Here is a 13,116-nt window from a genome sequence, read left to right on the forward strand (position 1 = left end):
TTTATACTTGCTGTAACTAACTTAAACCTGAGGTAGCCTTAATGTGCGGTATCGTTGGCATCGTAGCCAAATCTAATGTGAATCAGACAATTTTTGATGCATTAACAGTGCTACAGCACCGTGGCCAGGATGCCGCTGGTATGGTGACCTGTGAATCAAATCGTTTCTTTATGCGTAAAGACAATGGTTTGGTAAACGAAGTATTCCGTACCCGTCATATGAAACGTTTGATGGGTAATATCGGTATTGGTCATGTGCGTTATCCTACGGCTGGTAGTTCCAGTTCGGCGGAAGCTCAACCATTTTATGTTAACGCGCCTTACGGCATTGCGTTGGCGCATAATGGCAATCTGACCAATACGGCGGATCTGCGTGAGCGGATGCGCAAAGAGAATCTGCGTCATATTAACACCACGTCTGATTCAGAAGTGTTGCTGAATATCATGGCCCATGAGTTACAGCAGATTGGCCGACTTGTGCCGACTGCCGATGATATCTTTGCCGCCATTAAAGCCTTGCATAAGCGGGTTCGCGGCGGTTATGCCGTCGTGTCGGTGATCACCGGTTACGGTATTGTTGCTTTTCGTGATCCCCATGGTATTCGTCCTCTGGTATACGGTCAGCGTGAAACCAAAGCGGGTACTGAGTACATGGTGGCCTCTGAATCCGTTGCGTTAGATATCTCAGGGTTTACCTTGATTCGCGATATCGAACCCGGTGAAGCGATCTTTATTACTCAAGAAGGCGAGGTGCACACTATGCAGTGTGCTGAAAACCCTCAGTTACACCCTTGCTTGTTTGAATATGTTTATCTGGCTCGGCCCGATTCCATTATTGATAATGTGAATGTGTATAAATCCCGTATGCGTATGGGCGTTAAACTGGCTGAGAAAGTTAAGCGTGAGCGTCCAGATCACGATATCGATGTGATTATCCCTATCCCTGATACGAGCCGTACCTCAGCGCTTGAGATGGCTCACCACTTGGGGGTTAAATTCCGCGAAGGCTTCATCAAAAACCGCTATATTGGCCGCACCTTTATTATGCCTGGTCAAACCGAGCGGGTTAAATCGGTTCGCCGTAAGCTCAACCCGATCGAACTTGAGTTCAAGGGGCGGGTCGTCATGCTGGTCGATGATTCTATCGTGCGTGGTACAACCTCTAAGCAGATCGTACAGATGGCGCTTGAGATGGGCGCTAAGAAAGTTTATTTTGCGTCGGCTGCGCCTGCGGTACGTTTTCCCAACGTCTATGGTATCGATATGCCATCGGCTAAAGAGTTGATTGCCCACGGTCGTACCGATGATGAAGTCGGTGAAGAGATCGGTGCAGACTGGATGTTGTATCAAGACCTTGATGATCTGAAAGATTGCCTTCGTGCCGGTAATAAATCGCTGAAAGGCTTTGATGCATCGGTGTTTGATGGCAAATATATTACCGGTGATATCGACGCCGCTTATTTGAAGCGTATCGATGATGAGCGCAATGACAATGCGAAAGGTGGTGATAAGAAATCATCTACCAATCAAAATGCCAACCTTCACGCGACTATTCGTTAATCGCTGATAGATGGGTTTTTGATAATAAGTTATTAGTCGTTGTAATGATGGGAATGGTAGTCGATGTCCAAGTCTAATTTTGAACGCCCAGAACGAATTCAGTTTGATGATGCTGACTATGAATTCAGTACGCTAGCGATTCGTGCAGGGCAACATCGGAGCGATGAGGGAGAGCATAATGATGCGATCTATCCGACCTCCAGTTTTGTCTATTCCAGTGCTCGGGAAGCGGCTGCACGCTTTGGCGGTGAAGAAGAGGGGAATATTTATTCCCGCTTTACCAATCCGACGGTGCAGGGGTTTGAACGGCGCATGGCTGCTCTTGAAGGTGCCGAGCGCGCAGTGGCCACCGCATCGGGTATGGCAGCTATTCTGAGTACCTGTTTGTCGTTGTTACAGCAGGGCGATCATGTGGTTTGCTCTCGTAGTGTGTTCGGATCAATTGTGTCGCTGTTTGACAAGTATCTGACTCGCACCGGTATTAGCGTCACTTACGTTGATCCCATGGATATGGCCGCCTGGGCTGCTGCGGTAACGCCGGCCACGCGGATGTTCTTTTTAGAAACCCCTTCCAACCCACTCGCTGAGCTGGGTGATATCGAAGCGGTTTCGGCACTAGCCCATCAACATGATGCGTTATTGGTGGTCGATAATTGTTTCTGTACCCCTGCGTTACAGCAACCGATTAAGCATGGTGCCGATATTGTGGTTCATTCGGCCACCAAATATTTGGATGGTCAGGGGCGCTGTGTCGGTGGTGTGGTTGTCGGTCGCGATAAAGAGATGGAGCAGATCTATGGCTTTATCCGTACCGGTGGTGCCTGTCTGAGCCCGTTTAATGCATGGGTCTTTATGAAGGGGTTAGAGACACTGGAGCTGCGGATGATGGCTCACAGTGCCAATGCCTTGGCGATGGCTGTTTGGTTAAAAGAGCAGCCGGGTATTGATCATGTCTATTACTCTGGGCTTGAAGAGCATCCACAACACGCGTTAGCGAAGAAACAGCAGCGTGCCTTTGGGGGCGTGTTGGCGTTCGAGGTGAGCGGTGATCAAGCCGCCGCTTGGCGCTTTATCGATGCGACCCAAATGATCTCGATTACCGGTAACTTAGGTGATGTTAAGAGTACCATTACGCATCCGGGTACAACCACCCACGGGCGTATGAGTGCCGAGGCAAAAGCCAACGCCGGTATCAAGGATAATCTGATTCGGTTCTCTGTTGGTCTGGAATCGATTGATGATCTTAAACGTGATATTCAGCTAGGCTTAGCTGCGATCTAAGGTTATGTGGTTAACGATGCCCGCCTGGTGCAGATCAGAGCGGGCATTTTATTTGCCTGTTTCAGCGTCATGGGGCGTAAACAGTGTTGAGCATGAGAGGTTAGCTTGAAAATCATTCTGGCACCGATGGAAGGGGTCGTCGATGCCCCGATGCGAGAGATGTTGACGCGTATCGGTGGTATCGACCAGTGCGTTACCGAGTTTGTGCGTGTTTCGGAGCGGGTGCTGCCGGCGAAGGTTTTTCGCAAGGTCAGCCCTGAGCTGTTTAATGAGAGCCGCACCAGTTCTGGCACCCCAGTGATCTTGCAGCTATTGGGCAGTGATCCTCGTGTACTGGCGGGTAATGCCCGTAAAGCGGTGAGCATTGGCGCTCGAGGGATCGATCTTAACTTTGGCTGTCCGGCGAAAACGGTCAATAAGAGTCGTGGTGGCGCGATTCTCTTAAACGAGCCAGAATTAGTGCATCAGATCGTTTGGTGGGTGCGTCAAGCGGTGCCTGCGCATATTCCCGTGACGGCGAAAATGCGTTTAGGTTTTAGTGATAAGTCCCGAGCCTTGGAGAATGCGGCAGCCATTGCCGATGCTGGCGCCTGTGGCCTAACGGTGCATGCGCGTACCAAAGAGGAGGGCTATCGACCGCCAGCCCATTGGGAGTGGATCGCTCGCATTCGTGAGCATGTGGCTATCCCCGTCACCGCCAATGGTGAAGTGTGGAACTGGCAGGATTACCAGCGTTGCCGCGAAGTCAGTGGTTGTGATGATGTGATGATCGGGCGCGGATTAGTAGCGGCGCCGGATTTAGGGTTGCGTATTAAAGCTTGGCAGCGTGGCGATGATCCTGATCATCTGAGTTGGGCTGAGATGTTAACGCTTTTGCAGCAGTTTTTAGAGATGGTCGAGCAACAACTCGCAGCGAAATATGTCCATGGGCGAATCAAGCAGTGGCTCAAAATGATGTCCCGTGAATATCCTGAAGCGATGCCTATGTTGCAGCAGATGCGTACCTTAAAGCAGGTGTCTGAAGTGCGTCAATTTTTGCAAGAATCCGCCCAGTTACTAAACTGATCTGTCTTATCCCTAGCCGTCTTAGTCCTAACTGAAACAGGGAGTCAATAGCTCCCTGTTTACCATCTAGTTTTAATTAGGACTTACGCCGCACTCATTGTCTAACTAGTTAATCTCGATCGAGCGGGGCTTCATCGCTTCAGGGATTTCCTGAATCAAATCGATATGTAGTAAGCCGTTTTCCATCGACGCATCCGTTACCCGAACATGATCTGCGAGTTGGAATTTACGTTCAAAGCCGCGGGCGGCGATGCCTTGGTGTAGATAGTGGCGCTCGGTCTCATCCGGTTGTTTATTGCCGGTTACGCTGAGTACGCCGTGTTCTGTTTTGATGGTCACTTCTGATTTATCAAACCCTGCGATAGCCATGGTAATGCGATAGGCGTATTCGCTGATCAGTTCAATATTGTAAGGTGGATAGCCGTTCTGGGCTTGCTCGTTGCGTGAAGCGTTATCAATCATCGAGGCTAAACGGTCGAAACCGATGGCGGAGCGGTACAGGGGGGTTAAGTCAAATTGACGCATAATAATATCCTCATAAAGCAATATAGTGTGAATTGCCTATCACAATGATCAGGCGGTTAACGGACCTCATAGAGCCTCCGTTAACTTAATAAATGAGGACAAAAAAAAGCCTTTCAAGGGAAAGGCTAGATATTTATGCGCAGGACGAAGGCGTTAGTGTTTAAAATTATCGACATCGTTGGTGATTTCTACTTCAACCTGATCGGCTGGAATCTTAAAGTCGTAAACCCTTTCCCAGCCTTCTGATTCCGGTGCGCGCTCCCAGACAGTGCCCGCATTATAGTCGACTAATTCGCTTAATGAGGGGTCGAGATGGGTCATTTTTTCAACCTCTACCGGTAGTAGATTGGTCATCTCATCCTCGAGAAATTCGGGGGTTTCATAGCCGGTAAACATACGCCATCCCGTATCATTGAGGTGGGCAGGTACGGTTTTATACATAAAGCGTACGGGGAGTTTTTCATCAAAGACCAGTTTGGAGACAAGGGCTAAAAAACCGTTCTTCGTTTGCGCGGTTTCATCTTCTTTACTTAACGGCTTATCGATATCGTCGAGACTCATAACAGTTCCGGTCTGATGGTGTTTAAAAGAGGGGCATTTTACGCTGTTTTTAATGGGATGTTTAGAGCAAAACAACGATTGTTGAGGTGTCAGCCAGCGGGTGTGCCGCTGGCTCTGTATCCTGATAATGCGTGCTGGGGTTTAGCTTAATTTTTCAATCAATGTTTTGAGATTCGCTTTTAACTGTCCGGCTTCATTGTTTGGCAGTTGAGACAGTAGTTTGGCTTCTTCAGTGATGGCTAGGTCGCGCAGTCTTGCGGCAATCTTTGCGCCTTTATCGGTCACTTTAAGGATATCTGTCGTTTGGTATTCGACAAGGTCTTTCTCAACCATCCAGTCGGCGGTTTGTCGTAGCGCGATTTCAGGCTGCATTACCATGCCCGTTAGGTCGCTAATGCTGATGGCAGGGCAGCTCGTCATACGGGCAAGAATGCGCCACTCTTCAGGATTAATATCGTGTTCGTTCTGTAGCTTAGGGTAGAGTGAAGCGCTCAGTTCCTGATAAAGATTACGGACTAAATAAAGAAGGTGGTCACCGACAAAATCGCCTTCAGTATTGGCCTGCTCACAGGGTGACGACGAGTTCATGGTTTCGGGATGTTGCGCCGAAATAGCGTAGTGGCCACGTGCAAAAACCAGTGGTTCGACAACATCGTTATAGCGATATTTAATCACTTCGCCCACCAGAATAAGGTGGTCGCCCCCTTCATAAACCGCCCAGGTTTTACATTCAAACTGCGCGGCATACTCATTGAGAAGAGGTGATTCTCCTAGGCCTGAGGTATAGGCGGCATTAGCAAACTTGTCTTCACCGCGACTCGCAAAATTGTTAGAGGTATCGACCTGATCGCTGCCAAGAATGTTAACGGCAAAGTGTTTTGCATGCTCAAATGCAGACAGACTATGAGCGCCTTTGTCGATGCTCCAAAGTACGAGGGTTGGCTCCATTGAGACCGAATTGAAACTGCTGGCGGTCACGCCCACGGGTTTGCCTTCAGCATCGATAGTGGTGATAACGGTAACGCCGGTTGGAAACTGTGAGAGGGCGCGACGAAAATCTTTTGGATCAAAATCTGTCTGAGACATGGGGTAACCTTAGGTCAATAAGTGTAACTAGATTGATATTGTTATTTCTGCAGGATGGAGCAGGAATAAAATTAAGATGTTAATTATGGTGTTTGGTAAGGTATAAAACCTATATTTTCACTGCTTTGTGTGTGCTTTTAGTGAATTATAGTATGCAAGTTCGTTTGTGTCTTTACCCTCTGTTATTTATAACATATTGAAACTATTATTATTTTAATTGTCTCGATCTTGGCTGGCAGTCTTGCCTGCATTGCTGCGAAAAAAACGAGCAAAATAGGCGGGATCTTGAAAGCCTAGCGGGTAACTGATTTCGGTAATAGGCACCGATGAGTAGGTAAGCGTCGGGTTTCTGTCCGCTCATTGAAGCGATGAAAGATGCGTACATCCTTTTTACGAGTTTGCTGTTTTTGCTGTGTTTGATCGGATAATCGCGTGATGTCGATGAGTATCAACTGTAATAGGACTTTTAAAGTGAGGCTTTGCGCCATATTACTTTGTCCGTTTTCTTTGGGCATCAAGATTAGCAGATAGAGCATTCTATGTGAACTGGGATGCTTTTCGGGCGATAAGGCGACGCAGAGAGGACTGTTCATGGAGCCTGATCACAACCCTGTTGTGAGGTGGTTTTTACTCCGCATTGTATTGACCGTCTCGATGGTCCGGCCGCCGGGATATCCATAAAAGCCGGTATGCCTATGAGATTGCCGGATTTTTTGTGTTATTAAAGGCGCTTGCAAGGTGCTAGAGGCCGTAGATGTAGGGCTCTGGGATGAATAATAGGGGGCGACCATATATCGCACCTGCGAACAATCCTAAAAAATTTTAAAAAGTGTTAGACTTAGTTAATTCAGCTCAGCCACGGTTGGCTATAACAGTTTCTTGACTATATAGGTATGCATGAAAGCACCAAAAACGCTCCTTCCGTTGATAGATGAAGGTTTGATTGACGAAGTGATAAGCCGTCTGATGAGTGGTAAAGAGGCGGATATCTATATTGTTAGTTGCTCGGGCCAAATTCGTTGTGCAAAAGTGTATAAAGATGCCGTTAAGCGTAGCTTTAAAAATGCCGCACAATATCAGGAGGGCCGTAAGGTTCGCAGCGGTCGTCGTGCCCGTGCGATGGAGAAAAACTCAGCTTACGGACGTAAGCAGCAGGAAGAGATCTGGCAAAATGCCGAAGTGGATGCCTTAGCACGACTGCATCGCGCGGGTGTGCGTGTGCCTGAGACCTTTGGCTGTATCGACGGCGTATTGCTGATGGAATTAGTGGTCGACGATGAGGGTGATGTGGCGCCGCGCCTCGGTGAGGTGCTATTAACGGAAGAGCAGGCACTAGAAGATTATGCCGTCATGATGCATTACGTTAAGTTGATGCTGTGTGAGGGGATTATCCACGGTGATCTATCTGAGTTTAATGTGTTGGTGGATGAGTATGGCCCCGTCATCATCGATCTACCACAGGCGGTGGATGCGTCGGCGAATAACAGTGCACGCTCAATGCTGTTGCGTGATGTGAATAATATGACCCGATATTACGCCCAGTTTGCGCCTATATTGAGTTTATCCCGCTATGGCGAAGAGATGTGGGCACTCTATGAAGAGGGGTTGTTGAAACCTGAAACCGAACTGACCGGCCTTTACGACGGCGATGCCGATGGCGCTGATGTGGATGCGGTGCTTGAAGAGATTAAAGCGGTGATGCTAGAAGAGCGTGAACGACAAGAGCGTTTGAAGGATGCCGAGGAAGGTTAGCCGCGGAATCTTGACCGTCGCGGCCGTGAGCGGGCGTCACATTATACGAGAGAGCCCACCTAGCGTGGGCTTTTTTATGCTTGTCTGTTTATTCGGTTGGTGATAATTTAAGCAACAATAAAATCAATAGGTTATTGATTTGGTGTACAAGTTTATATGCCATTCGTCACTGAAATAGTGTGCCCGCACGCTTTTCTGGAAGGGAATAGTCAAACTATGGAGGGTTTCAGAATGAAATCAGTTGGTTACAAGCAGAAGCCCGGTGAGTTCTCGCCAGTATATCAGGCACGCACACGAATAAGCTGTTAGCATGCAAATCGACTTCAATCATAACTTCGAGCAAAGGATAGAATGTGTTAAGCACACTTGCCAAAATTTTACTTACTAGCACCTCAATAGCTCCTGTAGGCTTTACTTATGCGTGGGTGGCTTGGTTTGATGGCGAAAAAATATTTGCTGGCTTGGCTGTTGCCGCTTCATTATTTCTAGTACTGGTTTGCATCTGGATGCTTCGCTATGCCAAGAAGAACCTAGAGCGCTTCAATTTTTCTGTAGCGACTGTTGAAGCTGCTGATCGTGAAAATATGGGCTTTCTTCTTTTATATTTACTTCCGCTTTTTACTGCGAGTTTCACTGCACTAAACTGGACAGTCTGGGTTCCGACATTATTAATATTTGCCGTGATAACCAGTACTGGATATAGCTATCACTTCAATCCTCTTCTGGGCATCATGAAATGGCACTTTTATAAGGTAGGTACACCAGAGGGTGTAACTTACGTACTTATCACAAAAAAAGAACTTAGGCATGCTAGCCAACCTTTAACAGTGGCTCAGTTAACAGAATATATAGTTATCGATGTAGAGGAATAACATGACAGCGCAGCAGAATTTTTTCGCATTGATTAAGGACGATAGCGGCAGTTGTCAAATTAAACGAATTAGGGTAAATAATCCACTTCAGTCAGAGCTAATTCAAATATTTGAAGATCAGCGAGTGTTCTTTGAGCAGGGAGTAGATACTGAAGTGAATTTTAATGGTGACTGGAAGCCAGACGCGAATGAAGTCCTCACTATTGATGATATTAGTGAATCAACGTTGATGACTCGTGCAATCAATGCAAATGCATCATCTTTTGCTGATGTGAATATTTCCAATTTTTCAAATGAACCGATAAAGGCAATATTTACAGGCCTAACTACAAATGGTCAAACCAAAGTGTTTGTTCAAAAATTTTCATCAAGACAGGCTCTTTCGCTAAATCAGCTCCCTCTAATAAAAATGCAAACTGGCAATACGTTTGTAAAAACTACTGATGATATCTTTACGATTGATAATAAGTTAGTGGCAATCATTGAAGGCAATAGAACAAAATTTAAAAGCTTTCACAATGCTCGAATGGTTTTCGATCTATCAGAGTTTTATCGAGAAGCAACAGACGAAGACTTAACTCTGATGTCGCAACATGCTTCATTGGAAATTGCTGACCTTGCAAGTTTTCTCTCAGAAGCGGATACGCCAGTAAGAAAGATGGCGCACTCTATTGAGAGTTCGGGGGTATTAGACAACTATACTGTTACTCAAATATCCACAGCTGCGGCCAATTTTCCTGACATTCCAGTCGTTGTAAATAATGGCAAAATAATATTGCCAAGTGACAAGAAAGAACTCAAAGAAGTGCTTCACTTTTTATTAGAAGATATATATAAAGGGCCATTGTCTGGTAGCGATTACTTAACTAACTCTAAACGTGTTCGGTAGCATGCTAACAAGTCACTACACTCGGAAATGTTACTCGCCTCTCTCTCAAAATTTTGATGAGTGAGGCGTTAGCAGCCAAAATTGACACAGCAATAGTCAATAATTTGATTAATTAGTTAAGAAGACTATATCTTATGGGTTTTTTAAAAAGAGTATTTATTAAAAAAATTGTTGACGACCTTATTTCAATAAATGGGACTGAATTCGAATATTTCTGTAAGCCAGTTTTTGAAATTATAACTGGTGAATCGTCCATTCATAAAGGCAGTAATCTTTTTGCCAAGCCTATTAGTCGCACAGTTGATTTCTCAAATAATAATTTCGAAGTTGTTGGGCAATGTGGTACAGATAATAACTATTTTGATGTTTTTGGAAAAAATTTTGATGACCTGATAAAGTTAAAAGTAGAAAGTACGAAGCCTATCAAGGATGTTTTATCAGCGTTAAAAAATAGCGTTCAATGTTCAAAAATCATCCTTTTTGCTAATCAAGAGGCAAAAGGAGGTAGACTTGATAGTGTAAACAAAGTTATTCGGCATATTGGGATTGAAAAGGATGTGGTGATATTTGACTCAGAGGGTATCGCACAAATTATTGCTGATAATATTGGTAATCAAAAATTTATTTTGTCGTTAATTGACTATCTACCTACAGCTAGTCAGATCTACTCCGCGATTTCTATGCAAAACGATCTTCCTACATTGCCATCTGACTTTATAACTAGGGAAGATGAATCTCCTATTTTAGAATTGGTAAGCAGGAATAAAGTTTCTATTATTCATGGCGTAAGCGGAATTGGTAAAAGCAAGATTGCACTTGGAATTGCTCACAAACTTAAGGGTGAATTTGACTCAATATTATGGGTGAATTTAGGTGAAAATGAAGATTTAAACTTCAAGTCAGTTAAAGTTGGTGACTTTGATAAGAATCTAAACTTAGCTAATCTCTGCGCCACATACAAAACTCTTGTCATTCTCGACAATTTCTCAGGTAACGTTTCTGATGTTGAGGTTGAATTTGAAAAAATTTCTAGAGCTGAAAGTAGAGTACTAATTACTTCACTGGGAAGGTCTGCGAGAAGGGAGATCTGTTTTCATCTGTCGGAAATGAATATCGAGGAATCGAAAAAATTTATAAATAGAAATATAGATATTGATAGTAAACATGTTGACGAAATTGTTGATCATATAGGAGGCCACCCTCTCTGTTTGGAACTTGTGTGTCAGATAATCAGAGAGGAAGAATATAGTAGCTCAGAATTAGATAATTTCCTTGTAGAAATATCTCAAATATCGGAAGAAGTTGTTAGAGGTAAATCCCAGACAATATCAGATCTGGTAATTGGAAAGTATTCAGAAAAGTTTCACAGAGAGTTTGCTTTAATCTCTCTAATAGATTCTGAGCAAATTAGCAATTTTATCTTTAATAAGATTCTCGGAATGAAGGCGATCAGGAATCTTGAAAAGTTGTCTCTAATAATTCGTTCAGGAATTAATCATTCTAGTATTCATTCTGTTGTTCTGCTTTCGATTAATAATTTGTCCAATCTTTCACATGAAAGAGAGCAGTTGAAAGATGAGATTTGCGAAGTTCTTTTGGTAGAAAATGAGTTTAAGAGATCTAGTTATTATAGTTTTTGCGTAATGCATAATAAGCTTTTAAATGAACTGTACAAGCAAGATTTAAGTGATATAAATCGAAAAGCTTTGTTATATGCAATAATTCAAACTACAGATAACTTAGTTTTCAAATCTGATCTGATAGATGAGGTTGAAAAATTCGATCTAAGCCATAACAACATGGAAGATCTGCTTTTGCTGATAGAGAAGCTAGAGTTAAGGTTGATATCAGTAGATAGAAAGCAGAATGAAGACGAATATCAGTTTGAAGCAGAACAGGTAATTAAAAAGCTAGATGAAATCAACTTGAATCTTACTGATAAATCAAACATAAGATTACTTGTTGAGCACCACATCGCAAAAATCTACTTCTGGAAAGGCGACGCTGCTACTGCGAAAAGATTATTTACAGATTTACTATGTAAGTTCCCAAATAGTGAGCAGTGTATGCTGCAACTGGCAAGAATTTACGATAACGAAAAATCATATGATAAGGTTGAGAAATACGTTGAAACTTTTTTGAGTAATATCAATCCAGAACAATCGTATTCAGTTGTTCTTTCTTTTTACGATTTAATATCTAACTCACAGTACACGTCTTGCAGAGAAAAATATATACAGAACCGAGTTGAGGACTTTGTTTCAGATATATCTGCAACATTGCGATCCTCGTTTGACCATCCATACAGAGTACTCAGTTCTCTATCAAGTTATCTTGGATATAATTTGCCAGAAGCGTTTGAGTCCCTTTGCTCAAACTTACCTGCTCCTGATAATGTAATTGAAAATAAAAAGCTTATGATGGCGTATGCTGATATACAGATGTCTTTATATCGTTTATATAAGTACAGTCAGCGCCAAGATAGAGAACAAAAACTAAATGAAACTTCTAAGCTTGCAGAGCAATACTATATAGAATGTCAGCCAGCTAATGATTTCGATAACCTAAAAGTTGCGAAGTTTTTTATCGAGATAGAGAAATACAAAAAGGCGAGATATTATCTTAATAAGATTGAAAAAAAAGACCCTTTTTATTATCAGAACGCTGCCAAGCAACTTAGGGGAGTTAATGATGACAAGGGGGCGATTATCGCTATTGATGAGGCAATCACAGGGGCTCAACGTGGTGATTGTAAAACTTGGTTTCTGTCGAGCTTTTTGAACGATAAAGCAGAAATACTTAATAGGTCAGACACGGATAAAGCCCTCGAAGTACTTGCTGAAGCAATCGAGAAGCAAAATAACCCTAAAACGAAGAAAGCTTGGCAAGCTAAGGCTGATCGATGGGCGGAACGCTGCTAACAAAGCGCTGTACTCGGAAAGATTATTCGCGGCGCTCCCAATTTTCCTGTGAACGCGGCGTTATGTGCGCTTGAACTATAGCCAACATAGGGAAACGTGATGACTCATTATTTTGGTTCTTGTCTGTGTGGCAATGCAAAATTTGAAGTGCAAGGACATTTCGATGGCTTTTACCTCTGTCATTGTAAGTATTGTCAAAAGGATACCGGGTCTGCTCATGCGGCCAACTTATTGTCGAAGTCAGCTAAGTTGACTTGGTTGGCGGGTTCCGATTCTGTGACTACCTTCACGCTTGCAGGTACTCGCCACAAAAAAAGTTTTTGTAAGGTTTGCGGTTCAGCCTTGCCAAGCACTCATGACACAGGTCTTTTAGTTATTCCCGCTGGGTGTTTGGACACGGAAGTATCAATCTCGCCAACAGCTCATATCTTTACCTCTAGCAAAGCTGTTTGGGACGAGGGGTTAGGGGACGTGCCAGAGTTCGAGGGGCTGCCAGAGTGAGCAGCTATCACATAATGGAGTTACCTGTGGTGTAGCGGCTGCCCACTTGCTGCCCTTTAACGTCTAACTTTAAACAGAGCGACGATGCCAGCCTTTCAACGCTA

At 44.1% G+C, this 13,116-nt stretch carries 11 protein-coding genes; 8 read left to right on the plus strand and 3 right to left on the minus strand.

What is annotated here, in order from left to right; all coding sequences use genetic code 11:
- Positions 1-41: 41 nt before the first annotated feature.
- The 3 genes from purF to EH243_RS01240 all read left to right on the plus strand — a co-directional run bounded on the left by purF (position 42) and on the right by EH243_RS01240 (position 3,905).
- Positions 42-1,559 (plus strand): amidophosphoribosyltransferase, encoded by a 1,518-nt coding sequence (purF, locus tag EH243_RS01230; RefSeq protein ID WP_126156811.1) that lies wholly within the window; start codon positions 42-44, stop codon positions 1,557-1,559.
- 63 nt (positions 1,560-1,622) lie between these two features.
- Positions 1,623-2,840: an O-succinylhomoserine sulfhydrylase gene (locus EH243_RS01235; protein ID WP_126156812.1), complete on the plus strand. Its 1,218-nt coding sequence runs from the start codon at positions 1,623-1,625 to the stop codon at positions 2,838-2,840.
- A 105-nt stretch (positions 2,841-2,945) separates the two neighbouring features.
- Positions 2,946-3,905 carry a tRNA dihydrouridine synthase gene (locus EH243_RS01240; protein ID WP_164549014.1) on the plus strand — a complete coding sequence of 320 codons (960 nt, stop codon included), beginning with the start codon at positions 2,946-2,948 and terminating at the stop codon, positions 3,903-3,905.
- A gap of 105 nt (positions 3,906-4,010) precedes the next feature.
- Here the strand turns inward: EH243_RS01240 and EH243_RS01245 are convergent, their stop codons facing one another.
- The 3 genes from EH243_RS01245 to EH243_RS01255 form a co-directional block, all read right to left on the minus strand.
- Positions 4,011-4,430 (minus strand): Hsp20 family protein, encoded by a 420-nt coding sequence (locus tag EH243_RS01245; RefSeq protein ID WP_126156813.1) that lies wholly within the window; start codon positions 4,428-4,430, stop codon positions 4,011-4,013.
- A gap of 153 nt (positions 4,431-4,583) precedes the next feature.
- On the minus strand, positions 4,584-4,991 hold the full coding sequence (locus EH243_RS01250; protein WP_126156814.1) for an immunity protein Imm33 domain-containing protein: 408 nt from the start codon (positions 4,989-4,991) through the stop codon (positions 4,584-4,586).
- 141 nt (positions 4,992-5,132) lie between these two features.
- Positions 5,133-6,077 (minus strand): flavin reductase, encoded by a 945-nt coding sequence (locus EH243_RS01255; protein WP_126156815.1) that lies wholly within the window; start codon positions 6,075-6,077, stop codon positions 5,133-5,135.
- Positions 6,078-6,974: 897 nt separating this feature from the next.
- Here EH243_RS01255 and EH243_RS01260 point away from each other — a divergent pair.
- The 5 genes from EH243_RS01260 (at position 6,975) to EH243_RS01280 (ending at position 13,012) form a co-directional block, all read left to right on the plus strand.
- Complete coding sequence (locus EH243_RS01260) at positions 6,975-7,829, plus strand: PA4780 family RIO1-like protein kinase (RefSeq protein WP_126156816.1); 855 nt, start codon at positions 6,975-6,977, stop codon at positions 7,827-7,829.
- Between the two features lie 353 nt (positions 7,830-8,182).
- Positions 8,183-8,701, plus strand: a complete 519-nt coding sequence (locus EH243_RS01265) for a hypothetical protein (RefSeq protein ID WP_126156817.1) — start codon at positions 8,183-8,185, stop codon at positions 8,699-8,701.
- Position 8,702: 1 nt separating this feature from the next.
- Entirely contained in the window at positions 8,703-9,590 is an 888-nt protein-coding gene (locus EH243_RS01270; protein ID WP_126156818.1) for a Kiwa anti-phage protein KwaB-like domain-containing protein, read from the plus strand.
- Between the two features lie 134 nt (positions 9,591-9,724).
- A complete protein-coding gene (locus EH243_RS01275) occupies positions 9,725-12,511 on the plus strand; it encodes a tetratricopeptide repeat protein (RefSeq protein ID WP_126156819.1) in 2,787 nt (928 codons plus the stop codon).
- 99 nt (positions 12,512-12,610) lie between these two features.
- The gene (locus EH243_RS01280) at positions 12,611-13,012 is read left to right on the plus strand and encodes a GFA family protein (RefSeq protein ID WP_126156820.1); all 402 of its coding nucleotides are present in this window, start codon (positions 12,611-12,613) and stop codon (positions 13,010-13,012) included.
- The last annotated feature ends 104 nt before the right edge of the window (positions 13,013-13,116 follow it).

The organism is Amphritea opalescens (assembly GCF_003957515.1).
Taxonomy (GTDB): Bacteria; Pseudomonadota; Gammaproteobacteria; order Pseudomonadales; family Balneatricaceae; genus Amphritea; species Amphritea opalescens.

Bases quoted from the DNA above. Each gene is read 5' to 3' on its own strand.
- EH243_RS01270 (WP_126156818.1), top strand. From the start codon at position 8,703: ATGACAGCGCAGCAGAATTTTTTCGCATTGATTAAGGACGATAGCGGC.
- EH243_RS01275 (WP_126156819.1), top strand. From the start codon at position 9,725: ATGGGTTTTTTAAAAAGAGTATTTATTAAAAAAATTGTTGACGACCTT.
- purF (WP_126156811.1), top strand. From the start codon at position 42: ATGTGCGGTATCGTTGGCATCGTAGCCAAATCTAATGTGAATCAGACA.
- EH243_RS01235 (WP_126156812.1), top strand. From the start codon at position 1,623: ATGTCCAAGTCTAATTTTGAACGCCCAGAACGAATTCAGTTTGATGAT.
- EH243_RS01280 (WP_126156820.1), top strand. From the start codon at position 12,611: ATGACTCATTATTTTGGTTCTTGTCTGTGTGGCAATGCAAAATTTGAA.
- EH243_RS01260 (WP_126156816.1), top strand. From the start codon at position 6,975: ATGAAAGCACCAAAAACGCTCCTTCCGTTGATAGATGAAGGTTTGATT.
- EH243_RS01255 (WP_126156815.1), bottom strand. From the start codon at position 6,077: ATGTCTCAGACAGATTTTGATCCAAAAGATTTTCGTCGCGCCCTCTCA.
- EH243_RS01245 (WP_126156813.1), bottom strand. From the start codon at position 4,430: ATGCGTCAATTTGACTTAACCCCCCTGTACCGCTCCGCCATCGGTTTC.
- EH243_RS01250 (WP_126156814.1), bottom strand. From the start codon at position 4,991: ATGAGTCTCGACGATATCGATAAGCCGTTAAGTAAAGAAGATGAAACC.